Source organism: Horticoccus luteus, from assembly GCF_019464535.1.
In the GTDB taxonomy this organism is placed as follows: Bacteria; Verrucomicrobiota; Verrucomicrobiia; order Opitutales; family Opitutaceae; genus Horticoccus; species Horticoccus luteus.
The window spans coordinates 1,348,786-1,373,055 of the sequence record NZ_CP080507.1 but is presented as its reverse complement, the minus strand read 5'-3'; the positions used below and the strand labels follow the sequence as shown (position 1 = coordinate 1,373,055).

The 24,270-nt window shown below is 61.4% G+C and carries 22 protein-coding genes and 2 tRNA genes; 5 read left to right on the top strand and 19 right to left on the bottom strand.

What is annotated here, in order from left to right; all coding sequences use genetic code 11:
- Positions 1-2: 2 nt before the first annotated feature.
- Positions 3-674 carry a dihydrofolate reductase family protein gene (locus K0B96_RS05600; protein WP_220164772.1) on the bottom strand — a complete coding sequence of 224 codons (672 nt, stop codon included), beginning with the start codon at positions 672-674 and terminating at the stop codon, positions 3-5.
- A gap of 277 nt (positions 675-951) precedes the next feature.
- Here K0B96_RS05600 and K0B96_RS05595 point away from each other — a divergent pair, with 277 nt between their 5' ends.
- Positions 952-1,383 carry a VOC family protein gene (locus tag K0B96_RS05595; RefSeq protein WP_220164770.1) on the top strand — a complete coding sequence of 144 codons (432 nt, stop codon included), beginning with the start codon at positions 952-954 and terminating at the stop codon, positions 1,381-1,383.
- A 148-nt stretch (positions 1,384-1,531) separates the two neighbouring features.
- On the opposite strand, the gene K0B96_RS05590 is transcribed toward K0B96_RS05595, so the two are convergent.
- Positions 1,532-2,656, bottom strand: a complete 1,125-nt coding sequence (locus K0B96_RS05590; RefSeq protein WP_220164768.1) for a glucosidase family protein — start codon at positions 2,654-2,656, stop codon at positions 1,532-1,534.
- A 232-nt stretch (positions 2,657-2,888) separates the two neighbouring features.
- On the opposite strand from K0B96_RS05590, the gene K0B96_RS05585 reads away from it, so the two are divergent.
- The 3 genes from K0B96_RS05585 to K0B96_RS05575 all read left to right on the top strand — a co-directional run bounded on the left by K0B96_RS05585 (position 2,889) and on the right by K0B96_RS05575 (position 9,445).
- On the top strand, positions 2,889-4,583 hold the full coding sequence (locus K0B96_RS05585) for an APC family permease (protein WP_220164767.1): 1,695 nt from the start codon (positions 2,889-2,891) through the stop codon (positions 4,581-4,583).
- Between the two features lie 330 nt (positions 4,584-4,913).
- Positions 4,914-5,321, top strand: a complete 408-nt coding sequence (locus tag K0B96_RS05580) for a thioredoxin domain-containing protein (RefSeq protein ID WP_220164765.1) — start codon at positions 4,914-4,916, stop codon at positions 5,319-5,321.
- Positions 5,318-9,445 carry a PAS domain S-box protein gene (locus K0B96_RS05575; protein WP_220164763.1) on the top strand — a complete coding sequence of 1,376 codons (4,128 nt, stop codon included), beginning with the start codon at positions 5,318-5,320 and terminating at the stop codon, positions 9,443-9,445. Before K0B96_RS05580 ends, K0B96_RS05575 begins: the two co-directional genes overlap by 4 nt.
- A 31-nt stretch (positions 9,446-9,476) precedes the next feature.
- On the opposite strand, the gene K0B96_RS05570 is transcribed toward K0B96_RS05575, so the two are convergent.
- From K0B96_RS05570 to rpsB, 4 genes are all read right to left on the bottom strand, one after another.
- Positions 9,477-9,564 (bottom strand) — tRNA-Ser (locus tag K0B96_RS05570).
- A 63-nt stretch (positions 9,565-9,627) separates the two neighbouring features.
- Positions 9,628-10,035, bottom strand: coding sequence for a DUF983 domain-containing protein (locus K0B96_RS05565; protein WP_220164761.1), 408 nt, complete (start codon positions 10,033-10,035; stop codon positions 9,628-9,630).
- A gap of 57 nt (positions 10,036-10,092) precedes the next feature.
- The gene (gene tsf, locus K0B96_RS05560; protein WP_255558861.1) at positions 10,093-10,686 is read right to left on the bottom strand and encodes a translation elongation factor Ts; all 594 of its coding nucleotides are present in this window, start codon (positions 10,684-10,686) and stop codon (positions 10,093-10,095) included.
- Between the two features lie 18 nt (positions 10,687-10,704).
- Positions 10,705-11,598 carry a 30S ribosomal protein S2 gene (rpsB, locus tag K0B96_RS05555; RefSeq protein WP_220164759.1) on the bottom strand — a complete coding sequence of 298 codons (894 nt, stop codon included), beginning with the start codon at positions 11,596-11,598 and terminating at the stop codon, positions 10,705-10,707.
- 212 nt (positions 11,599-11,810) lie between these two features.
- On the opposite strand from rpsB, the gene K0B96_RS05550 reads away from it, so the two are divergent.
- A tRNA-Met gene (locus tag K0B96_RS05550) sits at positions 11,811-11,887 on the top strand.
- Positions 11,888-12,055: 168 nt separating this feature from the next.
- Here the strand turns inward: K0B96_RS05550 and rpsA are convergent.
- The 13 genes from rpsA to aroB form a co-directional block, all read right to left on the bottom strand.
- Positions 12,056-13,732 carry a 30S ribosomal protein S1 gene (gene rpsA, locus K0B96_RS05545; protein WP_255558860.1) on the bottom strand — a complete coding sequence of 559 codons (1,677 nt, stop codon included), beginning with the start codon at positions 13,730-13,732 and terminating at the stop codon, positions 12,056-12,058.
- A 263-nt stretch (positions 13,733-13,995) separates the two neighbouring features.
- The gene (locus K0B96_RS05540) at positions 13,996-14,535 is read right to left on the bottom strand and encodes a hypothetical protein (RefSeq protein WP_220164757.1); all 540 of its coding nucleotides are present in this window, start codon (positions 14,533-14,535) and stop codon (positions 13,996-13,998) included.
- A complete protein-coding gene (locus K0B96_RS05535; protein WP_345779916.1) occupies positions 14,487-15,554 on the bottom strand; it encodes an agmatine deiminase family protein in 1,068 nt (355 codons plus the stop codon). Before K0B96_RS05535 ends, K0B96_RS05540 begins: the two co-directional genes overlap by 49 nt.
- Before the next feature lie 76 nt (positions 15,555-15,630).
- A complete protein-coding gene (locus K0B96_RS05530) occupies positions 15,631-16,575 on the bottom strand; it encodes a carbon-nitrogen hydrolase (protein ID WP_220164753.1) in 945 nt (314 codons plus the stop codon).
- Between the two features lie 3 nt (positions 16,576-16,578).
- Entirely contained in the window at positions 16,579-17,439 is an 861-nt protein-coding gene (hisG, locus tag K0B96_RS05525; protein ID WP_220166413.1) for an ATP phosphoribosyltransferase, read from the bottom strand.
- 62 nt (positions 17,440-17,501) lie between these two features.
- Positions 17,502-18,620: a phospholipase C/P1 nuclease family protein gene (locus tag K0B96_RS05520; protein ID WP_220164751.1), complete on the bottom strand. Its 1,119-nt coding sequence runs from the start codon at positions 18,618-18,620 to the stop codon at positions 17,502-17,504.
- Positions 18,617-19,660, bottom strand: coding sequence for an N-acetylmuramoyl-L-alanine amidase family protein (locus tag K0B96_RS05515; RefSeq protein WP_220164749.1), 1,044 nt, complete (start codon positions 19,658-19,660; stop codon positions 18,617-18,619). The genes K0B96_RS05520 and K0B96_RS05515 overlap by 4 nt, the downstream gene beginning before the upstream one ends.
- A gap of 19 nt (positions 19,661-19,679) precedes the next feature.
- On the bottom strand, positions 19,680-20,333 hold the full coding sequence (gene infC, locus K0B96_RS05510; protein WP_220164747.1) for a translation initiation factor IF-3: 654 nt from the start codon (positions 20,331-20,333) through the stop codon (positions 19,680-19,682).
- A 93-nt stretch (positions 20,334-20,426) separates the two neighbouring features.
- Entirely contained in the window at positions 20,427-20,813 is a 387-nt protein-coding gene (locus tag K0B96_RS05505; RefSeq protein WP_220164745.1) for a HesB/IscA family protein, read from the bottom strand.
- Positions 20,814-20,825: 12 nt separating this feature from the next.
- Entirely contained in the window at positions 20,826-21,746 is a 921-nt protein-coding gene (gene pdxA / locus K0B96_RS05500) for a 4-hydroxythreonine-4-phosphate dehydrogenase PdxA (protein WP_255558858.1), read from the bottom strand.
- Between the two features lie 17 nt (positions 21,747-21,763).
- Positions 21,764-22,516: an acyl-ACP--UDP-N-acetylglucosamine O-acyltransferase gene (lpxA, locus tag K0B96_RS05495; RefSeq protein WP_220164741.1), complete on the bottom strand. Its 753-nt coding sequence runs from the start codon at positions 22,514-22,516 to the stop codon at positions 21,764-21,766.
- Positions 22,513-23,151 (bottom strand): hypothetical protein, encoded by a 639-nt coding sequence (locus K0B96_RS05490; RefSeq protein ID WP_220164739.1) that lies wholly within the window; start codon positions 23,149-23,151, stop codon positions 22,513-22,515. The genes lpxA and K0B96_RS05490 overlap by 4 nt, the downstream gene beginning before the upstream one ends.
- 13 nt (positions 23,152-23,164) lie before the next feature.
- Positions 23,165-24,250 (bottom strand): 3-dehydroquinate synthase, encoded by a 1,086-nt coding sequence (gene aroB, locus K0B96_RS05485; RefSeq protein ID WP_220164730.1) that lies wholly within the window; start codon positions 24,248-24,250, stop codon positions 23,165-23,167.
- Positions 24,251-24,270: the final 20 nt, after the last annotated feature.

Here is a 24,270-nt window from a genome sequence, read left to right as displayed (position 1 = left end):
AACTACGTTGCGCGTTTCGTGAAGACTACGTGTGTCGCGCTGGCCGAAGGCACGTGCTCGGTGCGTTCGTAGCCGAGCTTGGGCAGATCGAGACCCGCAAACAGATTCTCACCTTCGCCGAGAAGGACCGGCGAGATCGCCAGATGTAGTTCGTCGACCAATCCGGCTTGCAGATATTGTCGCACGGTCGCGACGCCGCCACCGACGCGAACATCCTTGTCCTGTGCTGCTTCGCGCGCGCGCAGCAACGCCTCGTGGATCCCCCCAGTCACAAAGTGAAACGTAGTGCCGCCCGCCATCACGAGCGGAGCGCGCGGATGATGCGTGAGCACAAACACGGGCACATGGTAGGGAGGCGTTTCGCCCCACCACCCTTTCCATTGGTCGTCGGGCCACTCGCCACGGATGGGGCCAAACATGTTGCGGCCGAGAATCCACGCGCCGAGTCCAGCCATGCCGCGCACGGCAAAATCATCATCAATGCCCCTCGCCCCGTCCGCAGCGCCCAGGACCGTCGTCTGAAACGTGCGCGTCGGGAAAAACCATTCCGGCAACGCCATGCCGCCCACCCCGAGCGGATTCGAGAGATCCTGCCGCGGCCCGGCGCCGTAGCCGTCAAGGGAGACGCTGAAACAGTTGACGCGAAGCTTGGGCCGCCGGGATGAGGTGCTCATGAAGAGAAATGACGAGGATGACAGGTAATCGGCAAAGGCAACGCGGCTGACAATCTTCATCACGCGGTCGCCGGTGATCTCCACCAGCCCATTCCATTTGCCTGATGCCGACCCTCTGTCTCCCCGCGCCCTTTCGCGCTGGCGTCCGTCCTAACTCGTCCGTCGCCCTTTCACCGCGATCGAAAAATATTCGGCGCTCGTGTCCGATTTTCGCAGTTTCGTTCGTCGAATGAAGTCCAGGCCCTTTCTCTCACCCAACGATACCTTCTCTCCCATCATGGCTCGCGTCTCCACTTACTTTCACTTCGCCGGCAATGCCGAGGAAGCTTTCAACTTCTATAAATCCGTTTTCCAAACGGAATTCCTCGGCCCGATTAAACGCTTCGGCGATCTGCCGTGCCAACCGGGCCAGCCGCCTTGCCCACCGGAGCAAACCCAAATGGTCATGAACATCTCCCTGCCCATCCTGGGCGGCCACGTGATCATGGGCAACGACGCCCCGGCGTCGATGGGCGAGCGCATTCAAGGCAACAACGTCACGCTGCTCCTCGAACCCGACAGCCGCGCCGAGCTCGATCGCCTGTTCGCCGCGCTGAAGGAAGGAGGCATCGTCGAGTATGCGCCAACGGAAATGCCTTGGGGCGGATATTGGGGCAGCGTGATTGATCGCTACGGAAACGAGTGGATGTTGAGTTGCGCGACAATGTAAGCGCGCTCGTCTCCGCCTCGACCGCCGTTCGCACTCATCGAAGTCCGAACTCCCCCGCGCAGATCGTCTTCTCGCCCGCCTCCAAAAATTTAGCGGCGCTGCCTGCGACGCGCAAACCGAGACCGCGAACCGAAAAGTCAGCGTTGCCTCACCGCGCTGAGGCCGCAGACGCCCGGAGCTTTTTCCAAGCTGCGTACGGCAGACACACGGACGAAAGATTATTGGCGACACGGGCGTAGCCTCCCGGCCCGATACATTCCCACACGCCATGCGCAGCAAAGTCGGCGACGAGTTCGCGCAACAGAGCGAAACCGCAGCCCGGCTCCGCCATTTCAAAAACCTCCGCCAACCAACCGGTCGCCGTGCCCCAATAGGGTCCGTTTTGAAAACACCCAGCCGAAGTCCACTCGCTCTCGACGATGAGACGGTGCCAAAACGCCGGCCGGAGAAGATGGCGGATTTGCCCTCGCAGCACGAAACGCTCGCGTTGGTCCAGCAGCGTGCGCGCGATGGTGTGGCGACGCGCGTCATCCACCGCGCCGATGACGCAGGCGTAGGCGGAACCCCACACATCGGCCTGCCGGCAATCCTCGGAGCCCGCGAAAAACAGGTTGTCCTCCGGTGACCAGAGGAGATCGAGGTTGGCGCGAATTTTGGCGGCTTGCTCGCGCAGACGCACGGAGTCGGCAGGCCGCTCCAAATCGTGAGCGAGGGCCGCGAGAATCTCGCACGCTTCAAAAAGCAACAGCGAACAAAACAGGTGGCGACCGGTGATCGCGATCGTGTCGGTAAACCCGTAGGCGGTGTGCGGCGCCGCCGGATCGACCCACACCAGACCGGTGGCGATTTCGGTCGGCGTCGTAGCCACGGCGCGACAGACGTCAGAAAAAACGGCCGCCAGAAACACCCGCTCACCACCGTGTCGCGCATAAGCCGCGCACAATTTCGCCAGAAAAAGCGGGGAGTCGACCGCCGGGCGGGCGCCGTGGCACACATAAACGACTTCCCCCTGATTGGTGATGCGCTCGGGGCAGAGGCCTTCGCGCGAAAGGTGCGCAACGAGCAACGCAATCACGGCGCGTACCTCGGTGAGCGGCATGAACTCCGAAGCGGACTCCGCCATGTAAGTGAAGTCGCGCAGATAGAGCGCGGGGTACGCTTCGCCCTCGGCCGCCGGCGTGTAAGCGATCACGCCGAGCGGATGATTTGTCCGCGCGCGCGCCAGCAGATTTACCACGCGACCTTGGAGTTCGCCGAAGGCGTCACCGTTCATCCGCCAAGATCTATCCGTGCTGTGCAAGCGACGCCAAGCTCACTCTCCGCCGCGTCGTCCGATCGGCGATAGCCGCAGCGGACCGCCCCAGCGCTTCAAAAATCCGCCTCGCCTCCCCAGCGTGTTCGCGCTTTGTGGTCAGGCCACCCGCGCCGGCCCGCTTTCCTTTCGCCCCGCCAAAAAATTCTGCGTCCCCCACGCCACGTCGTTCGCCGCACCCGCTTTTCTTCCCATGGCTTCACGCTCAAACCCAGTCCCTAGCCCCGCTCCCCAGCAACGGTTGAAGCGCCACGTGGGCGTCATCGGCCTGCTGTTCACCGCCGTCGGGTCCATCATCGGTTCCGGCTGGCTGTTTGGTGCGCTCAACGCCGCCGAGCAAGCCGGCCCCGCCTCGATCCTGTCGTGGCTGATCGGCGGCATTATGATTCTGTTCATCGGCCTCGCCTATGCCGAACTGGGCACGATGTTTCCCGTCTCGGGCGGCGTGGTGCGCTTCCCCCATTTTGCGTTCGGCTCTTTTGCCAGTTACACAACCGGCTGGATTACGTGGCTCGCCGCCGCGTCCACGGCCCCCATCGAAGTGGAAGCCGCCCTCCAATACGGCTCCAATTACGTTCCCTGGCTGCAAGTGTTGAAGGACGGCGTCCCGGTGCTCACCACGCCGGGCTATTTCGTCGCGGCGGGGATGATGTTTCTGTTCAGCCTCGTCAACGTGATCGGCATCCGCTGGTTCGCCCGGTTGAACAACGCCCTCGTGTGGTGGAAACTCGCCATCATCTGCGTGGTGGTCGGCGCCTTTCTCCTGACCGATTTCAAAGCCGCTCATTTTCATACCGCCGCCGCGGGTGGTTTCATGCCTTTCGGCTGGCACGGCGTGTTCTCGTCCATCGCCACGGCCGGCATCATTTTCTCCTATCTCGGCTTCCGCCAAGGCGTCGAGTTGGCCGGTGAAACCGACAACCCCAGTCGCAACGTCCCCATCGCCATCCTCGGTTCCATCGGTCTGTGCGCCGTCATTTATATTGGACTGCAGATCGCGTTCATCGGCGCGCTGCCCACGTCCGCATTGGCCAACGGCTGGGCGCACATTGGCACCACGTTCAGCGGCGGCATCAGCGACAAAGCCCTCGCCTTCGGCCCGCTCGCCACGCTCGCAACCACCATGGGCCTCACGTGGCTCGCCTTGCTGCTCTATATTGACGCCTTCGTCTCTCCAGCCGACACCGGGCTTATCTACACGACCGTCACGGCTCGCCTCTCCTACGCCATGGGGCGCAATGGCAATGCCCCCGCCAGCCTGGCCAAGGTCAACCGCCATGGCGTGCCTTGGGTCAGCGTGATTCTAAGTTTTGTCGTCGGCCTGGTTTTCTTCCTCCCCTTCCCTGGCTGGCAAAAGCTCGTGGGATTTGTGACGTCCGCGACCGTCTTGTCGTTCGGCTCCGGCCCGCTGGTGTTGATTGCTCTCCGCAAAGAATTGCCCGGCCAGTCGCGACCGTTCCGCCTGCCCGGCGCGCTGATTATTTCGTATCTGGCGTTTCTCTCGTCCAATCTGATCGTTTACTGGTCCGGTTGGGAGACGGAGTGGAAGCTGTCGCTGGCGGTGGTGCTGGGTTTGATCGTGCTCTTCGTGCATGAGTCGCTCTACGGCAAACGCACGCCGAGTTTGGAATTTCGCGCCGGCTTTTGGGTCATTCCGTGGCTGGGCGGCCTCGCACTGATCAGTTGGCTCGGTGCCTACCCCGGTCCTGCGCAGCACGCCGGCAACCTCGGCTGGCTCGGCATGGACACCGCCATCCCCGTCATCGCTGTATTTTCGGCGTTGGTCATGTGGCTGGCCTACGTTTTCCGTTTGCCCGCAGAGCGCATAAAACAACACCTTGCCGAAACGTGGTCCGAGACCGATTCCGACGGACTTGCCGAAGCGTAATGTGACTGAAGCACAATTCATCGGCCGGCACACCGGTTGTCGGCCGGCCGAATGACGCAAAAGTGGGCCATGCCGGAATTCAGCAAGAAATATTGTTTAATCCGTCAAGCGGACCGCGCACGTCAATGACGGTGTGGTCGGTCGGAATATTGGTCACGAACCAATGTTCCTCCCGCGCGGAACAAAGGGTGGCCCCACCGACCCTTTCAACTTACGGGCTTCCAGCCGGGTGATCAACGCGCCATGTCGCAAAGGCACCTCAGGCGATACGAAGGGTTCTTCCTTATAGAGCGTATTCGCTCGTGTCCAAATCATGTTTCCCAGTCCGTTATGCTGTTTGACTCCTTTGATTGCTCTCGGTTATTAAAACGGCGCTTTGATTCACGTGAGACGAAGCGACATCTGGCGCTGAGAAATTCGCGAGCATCTCTGAAGACAATGACTTGGGCCCGGCCAACACCCTTTTATCATTTCCGGCTGTTCATCGCCGGAGGCGGCCCGAACCCCGGCTTGGCGCAAGGCAATCTGCACGCGTTTGACGAGCGTAACATGCCCGGAAAACAGAGAACCAAATCCATCGACCTGCTGCTGCGGATCGAAGCAGCCGTGCGCGGCGACATCCTCGTCACGCCGATCTTGGTCCGCGCGGGTTTCTCGCAGGTTGTAAACTTTATCGGTCGTTTGGTTGAGCCCGACAAACCCCGAACCATTTTAGGGCTGAATCTGCTCTCTCGATGAACTCCGCCCTCCCCAACGATTCCGCGGGCGCAGCCGACGAGACCCTCGCAAAACTGATGCAGCAACTCGCCGACGCGGAAGCGGCCTTGCAAAATTACATTGGAAAGCAAGTCGATGCCGTTTCGGCCCCCCAAAGCCATCCCCTGTTGCTGGCGGCCGCGCAACGTAAGCCAGTCAATGGCCAATTTTTGCAGGGGTTGTCCTCTCAGACGCTGACAAGCATCCTCGATTCTTTTCCCGCACACATCGCTTTGCTCGACGCGCACGGCCGAATTCTCGTGGTCAACGAAGCGTGGCGCACGTTCGGTCGAGCCAACGGCTTGCAGATGCCGGACTTCGGCTTGGGCGCTGACTACCTCAAGATTTGCGATCTGGCGACAGACCCGCACGCGGCGGAAGCACCCGCGGTCGCCCGCGGAATCCGCGCTGTAATGGAAGGCACCATGGCGGGCTTTTCGATTGAATACCCCTGTCAAACGCCCGCTCAGACAATGTGGTTTCGCCTCGTGGTCAGTCCCGTGGACGCAGGCGACCGTGCCCGCGTGGTCGTGATGCACGTGGATATAACGGAACGACATCGCACCGAAATCCAACTTCGCGAACAAGAGCAGGGGCAACGACGCCTCGCGCAGCGGCTGGCCGAGGCTCAGGCAGTGGGCAAAGTGGGAAGTTGGGAAACGGATATAGCGACGATGACCGTCGTTTGGTCGGAGGAAACCCACCGCATCTTTGGAACACGCCCCGATCAATTCCAGCCGACGCACGCGGACTTTCTCGCCCTGGTGCACCCGCATGACCGCCAGCGCGTGGATGACGCCCTCCGCTCTTCGTTCACGACCGCCGATCGCCATTCGATCGAACATCGCATTCTCCTGCGGAACGGCCGCACCAAGATGGTGGAGGAAATCTGGCGCGTGCAGTTTGATGATGCAGACGCCCCGGTAAGGGCCGTCGGCACCTGTCAGGACATCACGCAGCGCAAAGAGACCGAGCGCCTCGCGGAGGAAGCCCTGCGATTCAGTCAGACGCTGTTCGCGTCCTCGCCGTTGGCGATTATTGTCTGCAAGGCCTCGGGGGAAATTGTGATGGCCAATGACGCCAGTGCGCAGGTGCTCGGCGCTCCCGACGTGGCGGCATTAAAGAGCCAAAATTTTCATAGTATTGAAGTCTGGAAGCAAACCGAACTCCCTGCGGCGGCGCTCACCGTGCTGACGACCGGCCAGACAACGGACCTGGAAATCCGATCACTGAATTCCTTCGGCCGCGAGATATGGCTGCACTGCTGGCTCGTTCCCTTCACGCACGACGAGAAATCCTACCTGCTTTGCTATTTCGATGACGTTCGCGATCGAAGAATGGCCGAAGAAAAGATCCGCTCACAGCATTCGCAAATGAGGATGGCCGGTCGTTTGGCCAAAGTCGGTGCCTGGTCCCTCTCGCTCGGCCAACGCTTTTGCTATTGGTCGGAGGAAGTATGCGCGCTCCACGGACAACCGCCGGGCCATCAGCCTACGCTCGACGAAGTGATCAACTATCACGCGGCGGAAGCACGGCCCGTTATCCGTCAGGCGATCGAGTCGTGTCGCCAGCATGGAGATCCGTTCGAACTCGAGCTGCAAATCACGGCCGCCACTGGAAAGAGCATCTGGATCTCCACCTCTGGAGAGGCCGTGCGCAATCAAGAAGGCGTAATTACTAAAATCCAAGGCGCCGTTCAGGATATCGATCAGGCCAAGCGAACGGAACTGGAGCTCAGCCGCTCGCACGAGGATCTGATCAAAATCGTCGGCATTCTCCAGGAGATCGCGCACGGCAATATCTCGTTAGAGGACCTGCTGAAATTGGTGGTGAAACGAGTGACTGACTTCTTAACCGTCGACGGAGTTTCCATTGAACTTGTGGAAGGCGACGAATTGGCCTGTCTCGCGGCGACAGGGCTGCTGGAGCCGACCCTGCATGGACGCCGCCCTCGGACGGAAGGGCCTGCAAGCATCGTCTTAACCACGCTTCAATCAATCTTCTGGCGGGCGGACCGGCCGGACGAGCGAGTCGACACGGTTGCGACGCTGAAGTCAGGTGTGCACGCCTTGATGTTGATTCCGTTACATGACGGCCCGATTGCTCTGGGTTTGCTCCAAGTAGGCGCCCAACAGGTCGATGCTTTCACCGAGTCCGCCTTTCATAACATGGAAATCGTCGCGGAAAACTTATCCGCGTCGATGCAGCGTATCAGGGCGACGGAGCAAATGCGTCGTTCCGAAGAGCAATATCGCCTGCTCTTTGTCAGTAATCCGCTGCCGATGTGGACCTATAACATGGCCACGCTGCGCTTTCTTGACGTGAACGACGCTGCAATTGGCCACTATGGCTATACGCGGGATGAATTCCTGCAAATGACAGTGCTTGATATCCGCGCGCCGGAAGATTCGTCGGAGCTAGAATCTTCGACCAAAAAACTCATCAACGCGGGCCATTTGCGGGGCTTGCGCATGCACCGCAAAAAATCGGGCGACATTATTGCGGTGGAGGTTTCCTCCGAACCGGTCGTGCTCAACGGCCGACCGGCGCGCCTGGCTCTGGCACAAGACGTGACCGAACGCCGGCGCAATCACGCGCGCCTGTCGGAGCAGGCGGCCCTGATCGATGCGGCGCCTGTGGCGATTATTGTACAAGATCCGAATCACCGGCTTAAATTCTGGAGCAAAGGCGCGGAACATCTGTACGGCTGGCGAGCAGAGGAGGCGATCGGTAAGTCTTTGATTGAACTGTTGCAGCCCGAGCCCTCCGTGTACGAAGAAGCCATTCGTCAAATCGAGCAGCAGGGCGCTTGGAGTGGCGAAGTAAAAAAGCAAAATAAAGCGGGAGAACTCGTCGTCGTCGCTGGGCAGTGGCGCGGTCAAAAGAACGACCAAGGCAAGATTGAGTCCATTCTCACGATCGACGTCGACATCACGGCCCAGAAGAAAATTGAGCAGCAATTTTTGCGGGCCCAGCGGATGGAAAGCATCGGCACTTTGGCCGGCGGCATCGCCCACGATCTTAACAATCTGCTTTCTCCCATTTTGATGGGGGTGGAATTACTCCGCATGGGCCCTCAAAACGAAAATACTGCCATGGTCATCGGTAGCATCGAGCGAAGCGCCCGGCGCGGAACCGATCTGGTCAAACAGGTTTTATCGTTCGCCCGCGGGGTCGAAGGAGCGCGCATCGCCGTTAAGCTCAACCATATCGTGCGCGATGTTCAGAGCCTGATTGAGGTTACTTTTCCAAAAAATATTCGCTGTCACACCAAGCTGCCCCTTGATTTGCCGCTCATCACAGGCGACCCGACGCAATTGCACCAGGTCATCCTCAATCTGGCCGTCAATGCGCGGGACGCGATGCCTTCGGGCGGCGATATTACTATCCAAGCGGAAGCGGTGAAGATCGATGAACAGTATGCCGTCATGAGCCCAGGAATGACGGCCGGCCAATATGTCTGCCTGAATTTTATAGATACCGGATGCGGTATGCCTCCCGACGTGCTCGAACGCATATTCGAACCGTTTTATACCACGAAAGAAACCGGTCGCGGCACCGGCTTGGGGCTTTCCACGGCGCTGGGTATTGTTCGCAGCCATGGCGGGATCATCAACGTCTACAGCGAAGTCGGCCATGGAACCTCGTTCAAAATCTACCTCCCGGTCCAAGTCCGCGAAGATGCCGAACAGTCTTCCGGCTCGTCGGCCCGAGACGCACTGATCCGCGGCCAAGGCGAGGTGGTATTGGTGGTTGATGATGAGGTGTCTATTCTGAGCATTACTCAGCAAACACTAGAGGCATTCGGCTACCGCGTGCTTACGGCGGAAGATGGAGCCCAAGCCATCGGCATCTACGCCACGCATCGCGACAAGATCAGTGTCGTTCTCACCGATATGATGATGCCGGTGATGGATGGTCCTACGCTGATCGTCGCGCTGAAACGGATCAATCCCCGGGTGCTGATTGTGGCGGCCAGCGGTCTCAACGCCAATGGGTACATTGCAAAGGTCGCGGCCGCAGGCATCACCGATTTTCTGCCCAAGCCCTATTCCGCCGAAGCGTTGCTGAAGATCCTTCATCACGCCCTGCAAAAATCACGTTGATGAACCTCTCGTCCATCCGGCTGGATCGACTTGGCGGAGAGGGAGGGATTCGAACCCCCGGTGCCTTGCGGCACACCTGATTTCGAGTCAGGCGCGTTAGACCACTCTGCCACCTCTCCGAACCGGAATCGCGCAACCTACGGCGGCGGCCAAAAAACGGAAGCTGAAATTACCGGCGCCGCTCAGATATTTTCATCTTCGTCCGCACGCACTGCCCTGCGATTGGCCGGCAAATGCTGCGGCAGAAAAAAATAATAGCACATGATCCACCAACTCCGCGACGAGCGGTAGAAAAGCGCCGGAAAGACGAACGCGCCGACCAGGCCCGCGATCAGTGCCACCTTCGCGCTCAACACACCCGTGGCGCCCAGCACGACCAGCGGCAGCAGATATACCAACACCGTCACCCCGTAATTGAGCGCCATGGAGCCGAGAAAGGAACCTTCATCGCGCTCGATCGGCAGTCCGCAGGCGGTGCACGCACGGTTTACTTTGAACATCGTTCCTGCCCGAAACAGGGTGCGGCCGCCGCAATTGGGGCACCGGTGGGTGAATCCGCGCTGGATGATCTGGCTTCGAGTCACATGCATAAAAAACGCTTCACCCCAGAGGAGTGAAGCGTGGACAAAAGCGCAAATGCGTTTGGCTCAGGCGCCCAGTTGGTAGCGCGTGAAACGGCGGAGCTGGATGTTCTCGCCGATCTTCGTGATTTTTTCGGTCACAAGATCTTTAACGATCTTCTCCGGCGACTTCACAAACGGCTGATCGAGCAGGCAGACCGTGGAGAAATATTTCTCGATCTTGCCTTCCACGATTTTTTGCACGGCGGCGGGCGGCTTGCCCTGCACCTGCGCGGCCGCGATGTCGCGTTCCTTTTGCAGGTCAGCTTCCGGCACCTGCTCACGATTCACGTAAAGCGGGTTGGCCGCCGCGATCTGCAGGCAGATGTCGTTGACGAACGCTTTGAAGTCTTCGTTGCGCGCCACAAAGTCGGTCTCGCAATTCACCTCGATCAACACGCCGACTTTGCCGCCGACGTGAATGTAGCTGTGAATCAGGCCTTCCTTGGTCATGCGATCGGCCTTCTTGGCCGCGGAAGCGGCGCCTTTCTTGCGCAGGATCGTGACGGCTTCCTCGACGTTGCCGTTGGCCTCGGTGAGAGCCTTTTTGCAGTCGAGCAGTCCGGCGCCGGTCTTCTCGCGAAGATCGGCCACCATTTGAGCGGAAATAGGTGAGCTCATGTAATAAAATTCGGCCGTTTATTCGGCCTTGACGGGCGCCTTCTTCGCGCGGGTGGTTTTCTTTTTGGCAACCGTGGTCTCAGTGACTTCGGTCTCGGCGTCCTCGGAGGTTTCGACCGCTTGGTCGGCGGTCGCCTCTCCTTCGGCCGTCGGCTCGATCCCCGCCGCCGCGGCGACTGCTGCCGTCGCCGCTTTCAGATCGGAGGCGCCCCGCGCCGCCCGGCGCGTGTCACGCTGGGCGAGGCCGCTTTGGACCGCCGCCGTGATCGCTTCGACGATGATGCGCACGGATTTCACCGCGTCGTCATTGCCCGGGATCGGATGCGAAACCGTGCTGGGGTCGGAATTGGTATCGACGATCGCGGCGCACGGAATGCCGGAACGCGCCGCCTCGGCGACCGCGATTTTCTCATGGCTGACGTCGACCACAAACATCGCCGACGGCAGGCCGCCCATGTCGACGATGCCGCTGAAATTACGCCGCATGCGGGTCATCTCGCGCTTGATGGACGCCTCTTCTTTCGAGGACAGCTTGGCGAGTTCGCCGCTCGTTTCCATCTGCTGATATTTCTTAAACTTGGCGATCGAACGCTTGACCGTCTCGTAATTGGTCAAGGTGCCGCCGAGCCAGCGGTCGACGCAGAACGGCATGCCGGTGGCGTTGGCCGCTTCACGCACGATTTCCTGGGCCTGACGCTTGGTGCCGACAAAGAGCACGTTGCCGCCGTTGGCCACGGTGTCCTCGATGAAGGACGTCGCCTTCTGCAAGGCATCGTAGGTCTTGCCGAGGTCGATGATGGTGATACCCTGCCGGTGATCGAAAACGAACGGCTTGGAGCGCGGATTCCAGCGCTTGGTCTGGTGTCCGAAATGGACGCCGGCATCGAGCAGGTCTTTAGGTGTGATATTCATGTTGATCTATGTGCTTCCGACACAGGTCGGCCAACGGGCCGCCTTGCGATCGTGAGTTGTGGGTTAGTGACGTTTGACTGATTGAACTCCGCCAAAAGCGGAGCGGGCCAAAACAGAGGTGCGCTGCGTGCGAGGCAAGAGTGAATTGGGGAAAAAATTAAAAACACGTTGACAGTGGAAAACACGGCACGCACCTTCCGCGTCCCATTTGTTGCAGGGTGGAGCAGCCTGGTAGCTCGTCAGGCTCATAACCTGAAGGTCGCTGGTTCAAATCCAGCCCCTGCACCCAATTTTAAACGCCGCCCTCTGCTCGGGCGGCGTTTTTGTTTTGCCGATCCGCCCGGCGGCGCCGTTCTCCATCGCTCGACGCGGAGACGCAAAAAAGGCGCCCGGATTACTCCGGGCGCCTGGGAATTTTCACTCGCACGCCGGACGGCGCACGAGCTGTCGTGGATCGTTACTCCTTCTTGGCGGCCTCGTCGAGAATGTCGCCGAGGTTCATCATGTCGGAGCCGGCGCCGCCGCTGCGGTTCATCGCATCGTAGCTGGCCGTTTCCGCCGCGAGTTCCTGATCGGAGTAGTTGGCCGCCTTGATCGAGAGGCCGAGGCGACGTTCGTCGCGGTCGATCTTGATCACGCGCGCCGTCACTTCCTGACCGGGCTTGAGGACGTCTTTCACCTTGTCGATGCGGTCTTCGCTGATCTGCGAGATGTGCACCAAACCATCGATGCCATCCTTCAGCTCCACGAAGGCGCCGAACGAGGTGATCTTGGTCACGGTGCCCTTCACCACGTCGCCTATCCGGAAGACGGCGTCGATGTCGGACCACGGATCCTGCGCGAGCTGCTTCATGCCAAGGCTGATGCGCTGCTGGTTGGAATCCACGTCGAGCACGATCGCGTCGACTTCGTCGCCCTTCTTGAGGACTTCCGACGGGTGATTGACCTTGCGGGTCCAGCTCATGTCGGAGACGTGCACCATGCCGTCGATGCCTTCTTCGAGTTCGATGAAAGCGCCGTAGGTGGTCATGTTGCGCACCTTGCCGCGCACGCGCGCACCCATGGGGTAGTTATGGCGAACCATGTCCCACGGATTCGGCTCGAGCTGGCGGAGGCCGAGCGAAATCTTTTGCTCGTCCTTCTGGATGCCGAGAACGACCGCATCGACTTCCTGACCCACTTTGAGGAGCTCGGAAGGTTTCGAAATGCGCTTCGTCCAAGACATCTCGGTGATGTGCACGAGGCCTTCGACGCCGGGCTCGATTTCCACAAACGCGCCGTAAGGCACAAGGTTGACCACTTTACCGTGGACCTTCGCACCGACCGGGAATTTGCGATCGATCTCGTCCCACGGATTTTTCGTGGTCTGCTTGAGCCCGAGGGAAACGCGTTCTTTGTCGCGGTTCACTTCGATGATCATGACCTGCACTTCTTCACCCTGCTTGAGCATTTCGCTCGGGTGGGAAATGCGGCCCCACGACATATCGGTGATGTGGAGGAGACCGTCCATGCCGTCGAGATCGATGAACGCACCGAAATCGGTGATGTTCTTGACCACGCCCTTGCGGACCTGACCGGGCTGGATGGATTCGAGCAAGGCACGGCGCTTTTCGGCGCGTTGCTGCTCGATGAGCTCGCGGCGGGACAGAACGATGTTCTTCCGCTCGAGATTGATTTTGAGAACCTTGAAATCGTAGGTCTGGCCCACGTATTGATCGAGGTTCTTCGGGGGCTGCACGTCGATGTGCGACGCGGGCATGAACGCATCGACGCCGATGCTGATGATCAGGCCGCCCTTGACCTTGGCCTTCACCCGGCCGGTGGCGACGGAGCCTTCCGGGAAGCGGGTCAGGATGTTGTCCCAGTTTTTCTTTTGCTCGGCTTTGTCGTAGGAAACGACGGGGTTGCCGCCTTTGTCCTCCAACTTTTCGAGCAGGACTTCGATCGTTGAGCCGATTTGCAGCTCGCCGATGTCGATGAATTCCGACGCGGGGATCAGCGCCTCGGACTTGCCGCCAATATCAACGACGACTTCGTTCTGGCGGATTTCGGTGATGACGCCCGGCACAATCGCGCCTTCCTTCAACTTGTCGAAGGACGATTGAGCGAGCAGCTCTTGCATTACTGAACTCATGTGCGAAACCGGCGAAACCGACGCCTGCTCCAGAGCGCCGCTTCCCCCGGAAATGACTCCGCCATTAAGCGGAGCCGTGGGTTAACGGTTGGACTAACGAATGAACTGGCGGGAGCATCGCGGCGACGCCAGCTCGACCAATAAACTACCGCGAAGGGTCAGCGTCCCAGCGTCAAAGCCGCCTCGCAAGCGCAAATTCTGCCGCGCCGCCGCCGTCGCCGCCATCCGCGGCACCCGTCCCCCACCCGCGCCGCGTTTTCCCGTTAGTCTTTTTGCGCCACCGGGTTGTCCCCTGGACCGACCACCGGTTGCGCACCGCCCAGCTCCTGCTGCAGCGCCGCGAAAAACGAATCATACAACCCGTGTACGCTTAAATCTTCGCTGTTGGCTCCTGAGGCGGTCCGATCATCTTCATCCCGCTGGAGCACCGCCGAGACCCGGGTGAGCGCCGGCTCGAGCGACGTGAATCGCACCTTGAACACGAACTGCCGGTGGCTCCCGAAATCCGCGCCGGGCAACAAGCGGCTGTGCGCCTCGATAATGCCCTGCGCCTGCCCCGCGCGTGTCACGGTGAAGTCCAACGTTTTGAAAGCCTGTTGCGCCGCCTCAAACACGTCGCGCGCCGGTTTGGCGTAATCCCTCACCTGCGGGGTCGCCGGTGTGAAACGTTGCGCGACACGGTTCGATACCGATTCGCAGCCGGCATACAAAAAAGCGATGCAGCAAACACTGAGAAACGATAAGGCGCGCATGGTCAGGCGGGTTGTTGTTGCGAAAGACAATGCAAGGTCCCGAGGCCCCAAATCAAATGGTAACAGTCGATCGGCACGACCTCGCGCCCGGGAAAACAGTCACCGATGATCTCGCACGCTTCCGCATCGCGCTTCTTTTGTTGGAACGTCGGCACCAGCACCGCGCCATTGATGATCAGAAAATTCGCGTAACTCGCCGGCACCCGCTGCCCCTGAAACGCGAGCGGCTTCGGCATCGGCAGTGTGACGATCTCAAACCGCTTCCCCGCCGGCGTCCGGAAACCGCGCAACCGCTCCAGATTCTCCTCGAGAATCTTGTGATTGGCGTCGCGCCGGTTCGCTTCGACACACGTGATAAAACCGTCCGCGCGGAAGAAACGCGTGATGTCGTCAATGTGTCCGTCCGTGTCGTCGCCTAATATGCCATCGCCGACCCAGAGCACAGTTTGCACGCCCAGAAAATCGCGCAGGTTCTGCTCGATCTCTTCGCGGGTGAGCTGCGGGTTGCGATTCTTGTTCAACAGGCATTGCTCGCTCGTCAGCAGCAGCCCCTCCCCGTTGACGTCGATCGACCCGCCTTCGAGCACCATGTCGTTCTCGAACCGGCGCAATTCCAACGCCCGCGCGATGCTCGGTGGGATCTCGTTATCCAAATCGTAAGGCGGATATTTGTCGCCCCAAGCATTGTAGCGCCAGTCGGTCAAAGCCACTTCCCCGGTCTTCGTGTGCTTCACGAAAATCGGGCCGTGATCGCGACACCACGCATCGTTCGTCGGATGATCGTAAAACGTCACCCGCGCCATGTCTGCTCCGGCTGCGGTGCACAACCGTTTCGCTCGTGCGTGCAACGCCGCCGCCGCGTTGATCCGCACGTCCTCACGTCGCGAGATCTCGGCGACGATCTTCGCCATCGCATACGGCACGGGCCGAAACTGTCCGGGCCACGAAGCACGCTTGTGCGGCCACGACAACCAGACGGCCGCCTGCGGCGCCCATTCCGCCGGCATGCGAAAGCCGAGCGCGGCCGGCGTGGCGGTTGATTTTCGGGGCCGGGAGTTTCGAGTTGCCATGGAGTGTTGCACGCGAGTCTGCAGCGGCCGCCCGGACGCGTTCGCACGCGCACCGGTGTTCCGACGCCGCAAATTCTCAGTCGATAAAACGCTTGGTCAGATCGCCGTAAGCATCGATCCGCCGGTCGCGCAGAAACGGCCAATGCGTGCGCGTCACGTCAACTTTGCCGAGCTCGATCGGCACGATCAGCACTTCTTCTTTGTCCGCACTGGCCTTGGCGAGAATCTGGCCACTGGTGCCGGCGACAAAACTCTGCCCCCAGAACTCGATGCCTGGGCCGCCCACCGGCTTCAGCACTTCCGTGCCGATGCGGTTCACCGCCGCGACGAAACAACCGTTCGCCACGGCGTGACTGCGCTGAATCGTTTCCCATGCGCCGTGCTGGTTTTCGCCGTATTCCGCCTTCTCGCCGGGATGCCAGCCAATCGCGGTCGGATAGAACAGAATCTCCGCCCCTTGCATCGCCGTCAGTCGCGCGCCTTCCGGATACCACTGGTCCCAGCAGATGAGCACGCCGATCTTGCCGAATTTCGTTTCCCACGCGCGAAACCCAGTGTCGCCCGGCGTGAAATAGAATTTCTCGTAGTAGAGCGGATCGTCCGGGATGTGCATCTTCCGGTAAATGCCGAGCAGCGCACCGTCGGCATCGATGATCACCGCGGTGTTGTGATAAAGCCCGCTCGCCCGCCGTTCGAACAACGACGCCACGATCACCACGCCATATTTTTTCGCGATCTTCTGAAACGCCGTGGTGCTCGGTCCGGGAATGGGCTCCGCCAGTTTGAAATTTTCGTGATCCTCGCTCTGGCAGAAATACTGCGAACAAAACAGCTCCTGCGTGCAGATGATGTTGGCGCCTTGTTTCGCCGCCTTTTCCGCCAGCGCGAGCGTCGTCTTCAAGTTCGCCGCCGCATCCCCCGAGCAGGCGTGTTGCAACAGCCCGAGCTTGACCGTTTTCGTCGCCACCGCCGGCCGGCTGTAGGCCGCGCCACCCGGCAGATTCGTGCGTCTCTTTTTCATGCCTTAATACACGACCTTGTTCAGCGGATATTCAACAATTCCCTCCGCTCCGAGTTCTTTGAGCTGCGGAATGATTTCCCGCGCCACATTCTCGTCGATGATCGTCTCCAGCGCGACCCATTCGACATTGCTCAATTGAGAAATCGTCGGATTGCGCAACGACGGCAGCGCCTTCACGACGCCATCCAGCGCCGTGCGCGGCAGATTCATCTTCAGCCCCACCTTGCTTTCGGCCTCCAACGCGCCGCGCAACAGCAGGGCGATCGTCTCGATCTTTTTCCGCTTCGCCGGATTCGCCCAACTCGCCTTGTTCGCGATCAGTTTCGTGTTCGTTTCCAGCAATGTATCGATGATGCGCAGCTTGTTCGCGCGAATCGAATTCCCCGTCTCCGTGATGTCGACGATCGCATCCACCAAGTCGGGGACTTTCACCTCGGTTGCGCCCCAGGAAAACTCCACGTCGACGGACACGCCTTTCTTTTCGAAATACCGTTTCACCGTGCCCACGAGCTCCGTCGCCACCCGCTTCCCTGCGAGCTGCTCCGGCTTCGTGATGTCCGAGGCCTCCGGCACGCACAGCACCCAGCGCGATTTCAGGACCGAGGCCCGGCTGTAAACCAAATCGCACACCTCAACGACGTCCGACCCGTTTTCCTGAATCCAGTCGTAACCCGTCAGGCCGCAATCGAAGAAGCCGTGCTCCACGTAACGGCTGACCTCCTGCGCGCGAATGAAGCGACCATCCAGCTCCGGATCGTTGATCGACGGCTTATACGAACGCGAACTGGTCGTGATTTTCCAGCCGGCTTTCGCAAACAAGCTTTTGGTGGACTCCTCCAAACTGCCTTTCGGCAGCCCGAGCATCAACAGTGGTTGGGTGGCAGACACGCCCGCGAAAGCAGACGCCGCCCCGCCCTGCTTCAAGACTAAACTCCCGGCTGCGTGGGCACCTCCGCCGGCGCGGGTGCCGACGCCGCGCCGCGCGGCCGCCGCTTTCCCCGTCGCGGTGTTCCCACCGTCGGCTTGTCCTTCCGCTTCAGGAGTTGTCCGCGCAGGTATTCATCCGGCACCGCTTCCCGCCAGGCCGTGAGCCACACCGCGCCGAGCATTTCGCCGCCTTTCAGCAGCTGGCCCTCGATAAACGCCCGGGCTTCCGGTGTGATCGGCTGCGTGCCATGGCCGAGCTTCCCTTCCTTTTCCAACTGGTAGAGCGGTTCGACCAGCTTGTTTTGCGCCACGAGAAAATCCATCACCGCCACGAACATCGGATCCCGTCCGTCTTCCCGCGCGGCCATCGCCACCGGTTCCACGGTCTGCACGCGCGGCGCGATTTCCGCCGTGTTAACCTTGGCTTTCGCAATGAACCCGCCGTCGATCCACGAGTGAATTCCGGGCCAGCGGCTGTAGCCTTGGGGATTGTCGCCCACCCACCCGTTGTGATGGATCGTCGTGTGGAGCGGCTGCGCGAGATCGCCGACGTAGTGTCCCATCACCCCCATGACATACACGGCGTTCGCCTTCGCGTTGGCCACTTCCTCGGGCGTGCCGAGCTCCTCCATCACTTTCAAATACGAAAACACCGACTTCAACTCGCCGTAATACTCCGCGATGGTCCACGGTGCGAAACCGGGCCATTCGCGCGAGTGGTCGGTGTTTTTCTCAGGGTCGATCGGCGGAAAATTTTCGGGGTGCGCGGCGCGGCCCGCCGCAAACGCCAGCGCGAAGTCGTAGCGCATGCAGGGCAGCGTGGCGATGTCGAGTCCCGCCTCCGGCACTTGCTCAAGATCGAGGTAATGATTCATGCCGTTCACGTGGTGCAGCGGCAGATCCGCGACGTTGCGCCAGCGGTCCGGCTCACCGGCCAGGAATGCAATCCGCGCCGCATTCGCCGGCTCTTGCACAAACGCCGGAAAATCCTTCGGCAACGCCGTCAACGCGAGCTGCTCGACGATGCGGTGGCCCTCGTAATCCCAAGCCCGAAGCGCGCCCGCCAAACCGAGGCCGGCAGCGATTACACCGATCCACCGAAACATGCGTGAGGTCATGGACGCCGAGCTTGGCCCGGCGCCCCAATGCCGTCGAGCACTCTCGCGTAAGCGCGAATCCCCGTGGCGATCGCCACCGCAATCCGCTGCCGATACGCCGGGTCGGCAATCCGTCGCGCCTCGGCATCGTTGGACAAATATCCGCTCTCGATCAAAATCGCCGGACAAGGCGCCAGCCGCAACACCGCCCAACGGGCGCGCTTGAGTCCGCGATCCGGCACCTTGAGCGCTTCGATCATCGCTCCATGCACCCGGTAGCCGAGCAACGCGTTCCAATGGTCGTTCGCGTTGCCCGCATTCTCTTGCCGCGCCGACGCATCGTCATCCCGTCCGGAATCGCTCGTCGAATATTGGTGCTGCGGTGTCATCGTGAACACCTCGACACCCGTCACGCGGTCCGCGCCGCTCTCGACCGAGTTGTAATGAAGACTGATAAACAAATCCGCGCGCACCCGCCGCGCCAAGTCCGGCCGGTCGCCCAACTCCACGAAGCGATCCTTGCTCCGCGTTAACACCACGCGATAGCCGTCCTTCGCGAGCAGGCGCTGCACCCGTTGCGCCGTGTCGAGCGCCAGCGTTTTTTCCTGCACCTTCACCCGCGGGTTCACCTTGCCGGAATCCCGCCCGCCGTGGCCCGGATCGAGAACGATCGTTTTCACGCGCGGGATCCGCGCCTGATCTGCACCCGGCCGCAGCACGGGCGTCAACAACGCGTCCGCATCGATGCGGCTGAAAAGCGGCCGGCCGCGGTTCACGCGCACCGCTTCGCCAAGGAACACCCGTTGCCCGTTGATTTCGCTTTCGCGCGAACCCACCTCGGCCTTGATCGTCGTCCACTGGCTGGTGAGCGAGAATTCCCGCGCGCTGGTCTCGCGATACGTCAGGCCGAAACTCGCCCCGAACAACGCCGCATCGACATATTCGACTTTGTCCAGCCACAGGCTCGCCGGTGCGCGCGCTGCGGTGGCCGTCAGCGCGCCGACCAGCGCCAGCGCGGCCCCGATCAGCCCAAAGGCGAGCGAACGAAGTCGCCGCGGCACCGCCCCCATCCCGGTCTGCTTATTCCTGCTCGGCGTCGCCGCCTTCTTCCTCAACCTCCTCGGCTGAGTCGCCCTCCAGATCGAACTTGGGCTTACGTTTATTCGGCGGATGCGGCGTGACCATTACGTTGATCTGCTTGCCCATCAGCTTCGCTTCGGAATCCGGATGGCCCATGCCCTCCAACTCCGTGAGCGCGCGCTTCATGACGGCGAAACCAATCTCCGTGTGCGCCATCTCGCGGCCGCGAAACTTCAAGCGCAGCTTCACCTTGTTGCCGTGGGAAAGAAACTGTTCGGCGTGACGCAGCTTCGTGAAAAAATCCCCGTCCGCGATGCGCGCGGTGAACTCGATCTCCTTGATCTTGCTCGCCGTCGCTTTGACGTTCGAGTGCTTCTTCTGCTCCTCGTAAACGTATTTGCCGAAATCCATGATCCGGCAGACGGGCGGAGTCGCGTTGGGTGCCACCTCGACGAGGTCGAGGCCCACCTCCAGCGCGAGGTTGATCGCCTTCGACGTATCCAAGATCCCGAGTTGCTTGCCCTCGGGGCTGATCACGCGCACCTGCGGAATCTTGATCCGATGATTGCGCCGGATGTTCGCAAACGGATCGGTGTTACGGCGCTGATAATGCCCTGGTCGGTTGCCGCCAGCGGAAGGAAAAGAATTGGCCATCAATAAGTCTGGAGTGGAATTAGGTGCGCGGTTCTCGCCGGGGAAGTGTGGGTTGACAATCCTTATTTAGCCGGACTTTCCCGGATTCACGCATCAGACGCTAAAACTCTCCCCGCAGGAGCAACTCGCCTTGGCGTTCGGATTAGTGAACTTGAACCCGCCGGCTATCAGCTTGTTGGAATAATCCAGCACCGTCCCTTTGAGGTATAACGCGGTCTTTGAATCGACCAGCACCGGCACTTCCGCGGAACGCACGAGGATGTCGCCACGCCGGGCCTCGGGCGTGAATTTCAATTTATAACTCAGCCCATTGCACCCACCGCCAGTGATCGCGATCCGCAAAAACCCACCTTGCTGCTCCCGCGCGATCAACGCCCGCACCTTCCCGCCGGCCTCCGGCGTCAACCGCACGAGATTCTCGTTCCCTTCGCGATAAAGCGGAGCGGCGGGCGGCGGCGTGACGGCGTCAACAGAGTCCATGGAACGCGCGAACTAACCCGCGGCCCTCGCGTTTAGCAAGCGCCGCGCCACGCGCACCGCGTTGCTGAAACTCGTGCCCGAGGCCACGCCCTTTCCCGCAAGGCCAAACGCCGTCCCGTGGTCCGGACTCGTCCGCACAAACGGCAGGCCGAGCGTCACGTTCACCGCCTCGTCAAAATCCACCGCCTTCAACGGCGCGAGCCCTTGATCGTGGTAAAGCGCGACGATCACATCGAATTCCCCGCGCAACTGGCGCGCGAACAACGTATCGCCGGGCTGGCAGCGCGACACACCCGGGAAATCGCGCCGGATCTGATCCAACGCCGGATCGATCAGCTCGCATTCCTCCCTGCCCAGCACGCCTCCCTCGCCGGCGTGCGGATTCAACCCGCACACGCCGATTCGCGGATCCGCCACGCCTTCCGCCCGCGCCAGCGCATCCGCGGCCGCAATCGTTCGCCGCAACATCTGCGGCCCCAGCAACTGCGGCACTTCCACCAGCGGCACATGCCACGTCGCCAGCGCCACGCGCAGCTGCCCACCGCAAAACGCCATGACTGGCTCCCCCCCCCAGCGCGCGGCGAAAAACTCCGTCTGCCCCGGATACGGATAACCGATCTCCGCCAACTGCAATTTGCTCACTGGCGCCGTCACGACCGCGGCGAATTCCCCTGTGCTGCACCCCGCCGCCGCGCGTTCCATCGCCGCCCACGCCACGAGCGCGCCTTCCCCCGTGGGCACGCCCGGCGTCGCGTGAAATTCCGGCAACCCCACGGTGATCTTCGCCCCACACCCGGGCAACGTCTCCAGCCACTTCGCCGGACCCACCACCGCCACGTCCGCCGCCTCCGCGGGATGCGCACGCAGCCACGCCGCGATGATCTCCGGCCCGACACCGGCCGGATCGCCACACGTGAAAACCAGTCGTTGCACGCCCGAATCCACGCGCCTCATTCCTGCGCCTCTTCTTCGCCACCTTCCCGCCGGGCCCGCGCAAAGCCCCGCTTCCCCGAGGTGAAAAACTCCAGAAACCGCCTCGCTTCCGGCGTCTGATACGTCCCCTGTTCCAGCGCCCGCGCCGCCGTCTCCCGGATGTTACCGGCCGTGAAATACACCTCGCGAAACGCCGTTTTTAACTCTGCGACGCTTGCGCGCGGCACGCCCCGCCGCCGCAGTCCCACCAGATTCAGCCCGATCACTTCGTCGCGCTCCGCCACCATGGTAAACGGCGCCGCATCGCGCGCCACGCGCGCCACGCCACTGATCATCGCGCCCTCGCCGATGCGGGTGAATTGATGCACCGCCACCCCGCCGCCGACAAACGTGTGCGCTCCCACGCTCGTGTGGCCCGCCAGCATTACGTTGTTCGCCACCACGACATGGTTGCCGATCACACAATCGTGCGCGACGTGCGCCGCCGTCATCAGATAACAATTCTCGCCCACGACGGTGCGACCATCGGCGTAGATCGAGCGGTTCACCGTCACGTGCTCCCGCAACACCGTGCCGGCGCCGATGATCGCTTGCGTCGCCATCCTCCGGTCAAAGGTCAGGTGCTGCGGATCGCCGCCGATCACCGCAAAGGACCCCACGATCACGCGATCGCCGAGCACCGCGTGCCGCGTCACCACGGCATACGCTTGCACTTCGCACTCCGCGCCCAATTGCGCGCCTGCTTCGATGATCGCCGTAGGATGAATCATGGGGAAATTTGCGGTCGTGGTTTGCGCGCCGCCCGCTCCGGAAACATGTCGAGCTGCACGTCCTTCACGAGGTCGTAATTCTTCAACAGCCGCAACACCTGCAACGTGTCGCTCTTGCTGTAATTCTGGTTCACTTCCACCGCTTCCAGCAGGTCCAGCAACATCGCGCGAAATGAGATGATCGCGTCCACACCGCGCTCCTTCAGCAACTCCACGCTCTGCGAGCGAAACGGCTCCGCCGTCGGCAGGCTCGGCAGCACGAGCACCTTCAGCAATTCCCCGCCCTCCGCCTCGATCGATGCCGCCGAAAAGAACCGCGTCGCCTCCTTCTGCACCTGCGCCGCGAGAAACGCGAAAATCTCCGGACTGCTGCGCAGCATGCCGGGCGTAAACACATTCGTGTGCCACGGCTTGATCGACACCACCGCGCGCTGGATCAACGGCAGCTCGCTCGCGAAGAGGAAAAAATCCGGCCGGCGCGCTTCCCGCGACCACGCCGGGTTGTAGACCACGAGATCGATCTCCTCGTCGCCCGTCTTTTTGCGCGACTGCACTTGATATTTCCGCACCTGCCGCACGAGAAAGCCGTTCTGTTCGAAATATTCCCGAACAATGCCTTCGTCGATGGCCGACATGTCCGGATCGCCCCTACGCCGCGCCGACTTCGCGAAACGCCGCCTCGACAAACGCCGGCGCGATCCCGCCCTGCGTCGCCGCCTCGCCCAGGGTTTTCATCACCACAAACCGCGGCAGCCCGCCGCGCACTTTTTTGTCGCGCGCCATCGCGGCGAGCAGATCCGCCATCGGCAGCGATTCCCGCAACTTCACCGGCAGCCCGTGCGCCGCCACCACCGCATCGACACGCCCCGTTTCCGCGGCCGTCAAATAGCCCAGTCGCTGCGACAACCGCGCCGCCGCGCACAACCCGATCGCCACCGCCTCGCCGTGCAGATACGTCCCGTAAGCCGTCGCCTGCTCGATCGCATGGCCGAACGTGTGCCCAAGATTCAACAACGCCCGCCCGCCTTCGCGCGCCAGCTCCCGTTCATCCGCCTCCACGATTTTCGCCTTCAACGCGCAACACCGCCGGATCGTCGCCGCGAGCGCCGGACTCTGCACCGTCAACGGTTCGCGCTCCAGTTGCCGCCATAATTCCGCATCGCCGAGCAACCCGTATTTGATCACCTCCGCCATTCCCGCGGCAAACTCCCGCGTCGGCAGCGTCGCCAGAAAATCCGTCGCAACATACACGGCCGCCGGTTGGTGAAACGCCCCCGCGAGATTCTTGCCCGCCGCCAGATTCACCCCCGTTTTCCCTCCGACCGAACTGTCCACCATCGCCAGCAGCGTCGTCGGAATCTGCACAAACGCCACGCCGCGCAAATACGCCGCCGCCGCAAACCCCGCCAGATCGCCCACCACGCCGCCGCCCACGGCAAACACCGTGCTGCCGCGATCCAGCTGCGCCGTCGCCAAAAACTCCAGCACCCGCCCCAGCTCCGCGAGCGATTTGGTTTCCTCGCCCGGCTCCAGCACGATCTGCGGCGCCGCGCCAAACATCGCCGCCAGCCGCGCTCCCTGCGCCTCCGCCAGATGCCGGTCCGTCACCACCGCCACGCGGCCGCCGCCCGCCGTCAAAGCGGCCACCCGCGCCTGCACGTCCGTCGTCAAATCGACGCCGAAGTGGAGTTCGTAGCTCCGCTCCTGCAACTGCACGGTGAGTGATTCGGCCATCGGTTTGGTAAACGCCAATC

Bases quoted from the DNA above. Each gene is read 5' to 3' on its own strand.
- hisG (WP_220166413.1), bottom strand. From the start codon at position 17,439: ATGCTCGGGCTGCCGAAAGGCAGTTTGGAGGAGTCCACCAAAAGCTTG.
- K0B96_RS05565 (WP_220164761.1), bottom strand. From the start codon at position 10,035: ATGCATGTGACTCGAAGCCAGATCATCCAGCGCGGATTCACCCACCGG.
- K0B96_RS05590 (WP_220164768.1), bottom strand. From the start codon at position 2,656: ATGAACGGTGACGCCTTCGGCGAACTCCAAGGTCGCGTGGTAAATCTG.
- K0B96_RS05580 (WP_220164765.1), top strand. From the start codon at position 4,914: ATGCTGTTTGACTCCTTTGATTGCTCTCGGTTATTAAAACGGCGCTTT.
- K0B96_RS05600 (WP_220164772.1), bottom strand. From the start codon at position 674: ATGAGCACCTCATCCCGGCGGCCCAAGCTTCGCGTCAACTGTTTCAGC.
- K0B96_RS05575 (WP_220164763.1), top strand. From the start codon at position 5,318: ATGAACTCCGCCCTCCCCAACGATTCCGCGGGCGCAGCCGACGAGACC.
- K0B96_RS05585 (WP_220164767.1), top strand. From the start codon at position 2,889: ATGGCTTCACGCTCAAACCCAGTCCCTAGCCCCGCTCCCCAGCAACGG.
- K0B96_RS05490 (WP_220164739.1), bottom strand. From the start codon at position 23,151: ATGTCGGCCATCGACGAAGGCATTGTTCGGGAATATTTCGAACAGAAC.
- K0B96_RS05520 (WP_220164751.1), bottom strand. From the start codon at position 18,620: ATGACCTCACGCATGTTTCGGTGGATCGGTGTAATCGCTGCCGGCCTC.
- aroB (WP_220164730.1), bottom strand. From the start codon at position 24,250: ATGGCCGAATCACTCACCGTGCAGTTGCAGGAGCGGAGCTACGAACTC.
- lpxA (WP_220164741.1), bottom strand. From the start codon at position 22,516: ATGATTCATCCTACGGCGATCATCGAAGCAGGCGCGCAATTGGGCGCG.
- tsf (WP_255558861.1), bottom strand. From the start codon at position 10,686: ATGAGCTCACCTATTTCCGCTCAAATGGTGGCCGATCTTCGCGAGAAG.
- infC (WP_220164747.1), bottom strand. From the start codon at position 20,333: ATGGCCAATTCTTTTCCTTCCGCTGGCGGCAACCGACCAGGGCATTAT.
- rpsA (WP_255558860.1), bottom strand. From the start codon at position 13,732: ATGAGTTCAGTAATGCAAGAGCTGCTCGCTCAATCGTCCTTCGACAAG.
- rpsB (WP_220164759.1), bottom strand. From the start codon at position 11,598: ATGAATATCACACCTAAAGACCTGCTCGATGCCGGCGTCCATTTCGGA.
- K0B96_RS05530 (WP_220164753.1), bottom strand. From the start codon at position 16,575: ATGAAAAAGAGACGCACGAATCTGCCGGGTGGCGCGGCCTACAGCCGG.
- K0B96_RS05535 (WP_345779916.1), bottom strand. From the start codon at position 15,554: ATGGCAACTCGAAACTCCCGGCCCCGAAAATCAACCGCCACGCCGGCC.
- K0B96_RS05595 (WP_220164770.1), top strand. From the start codon at position 952: ATGGCTCGCGTCTCCACTTACTTTCACTTCGCCGGCAATGCCGAGGAA.
- K0B96_RS05505 (WP_220164745.1), bottom strand. From the start codon at position 20,813: ATGGACTCTGTTGACGCCGTCACGCCGCCGCCCGCCGCTCCGCTTTAT.